The organism is Achromobacter sp. GbtcB20, from assembly GCF_019091095.1.
Classification (GTDB): domain Bacteria; phylum Pseudomonadota; class Gammaproteobacteria; order Burkholderiales; family Burkholderiaceae_B; genus Achromobacter; species Achromobacter mucicolens.
Window position 1 is genome coordinate 1 of sequence record NZ_JAGXJZ010000078.1, and the last position, 872, is coordinate 872.

Here is an 872-nt window from a genome sequence, read left to right on the forward strand (position 1 = left end):
CTTGCGCCTCGAGACGGCGGTGCGCAGCCACTGCGTGTTCGATTCCGAATCGCGCGAACTGCGGGTCGGCGTCGTGGCGGGCCTGTCGGAAGGGCAGCTGAAGGAACGCGTCAAGCTGTGGTTCCAGGCCGAGGCCAAGCGCCTGTTCACCGAGCGCCTCGACCTGTATGCGCCGCGCCTGGACGTGCATTACCGCTCGATGACGCTGTCCTCGGCCGGTTCGCGCTGGGGCTCGTGCACGGTGGCCGGCAACATCCGCCTGAGCTGGCGCCTGATCCACTATCCGCTGGCCCTGGTCGACTACGTGGTGGTGCACGAACTGGCGCACCTGCGCGAAATGAACCACAGCCCGCGCTTCTGGGCGGTGGTCGGGTCGGTGTATGCGGATTACGACGGCGCGCGGCTGGAACTGCGGCGCCGGTCGCATGAGATGCCGGTGTTGTTTACTGACTGATCTTCGAAGCGCTCGGGCGATTCGAGCGCTGCCTGAACGCGTGGACGGGGGACCCGTCCACCCTACGCGTCATACGGCTACTGTAACGAAGGAACGTTGCGTGGACGTTTTCGAACCCGCGGCGTCATGAACCGACACCGCGCCACATCCTACCTCAGCGCATTCTCGCGCCGCGTCGCCGCCAGCACGCGCATCGCCCCCTGCTGCGTCTCGTTCAGGCAGCGGTAGGGAATCGGCAGGGTGCCGCGCTTCAGGACCATCATGAAGCCGCGCGAGTAGGTGCGCACCGCCGTCACGTCGGCCCAGTCGATCAGCGTAACGCCACCGCTGGTGCGCACGATGCCGTGCTGGTCGATGGTGGATTCATAGGTGCGCTTGCCGCGTCCGAGCAGCACGAAGTGCAGCGCGGCGCTGGCGG

At 66.9% G+C, this 872-nt stretch carries 2 protein-coding genes; one reads left to right on the plus strand and one right to left on the minus strand.

The genetic code is table 11. From position 1 onward, the window contains the following. Positions 1 to 454: M48 family metallopeptidase (locus tag KVT32_RS27835; RefSeq protein ID WP_217619166.1), on the plus strand; the 454-nt coding region annotated here is incomplete at its 5' end. 149 nt (positions 455 to 603) lie between these two features. On the opposite strand, the gene KVT32_RS27840 is transcribed toward KVT32_RS27835, so the two are convergent. Then, on the minus strand, positions 604 to 872 hold a 269-nt coding region (locus tag KVT32_RS27840), incomplete at its 5' end, for a YcxB family protein (protein WP_217619167.1).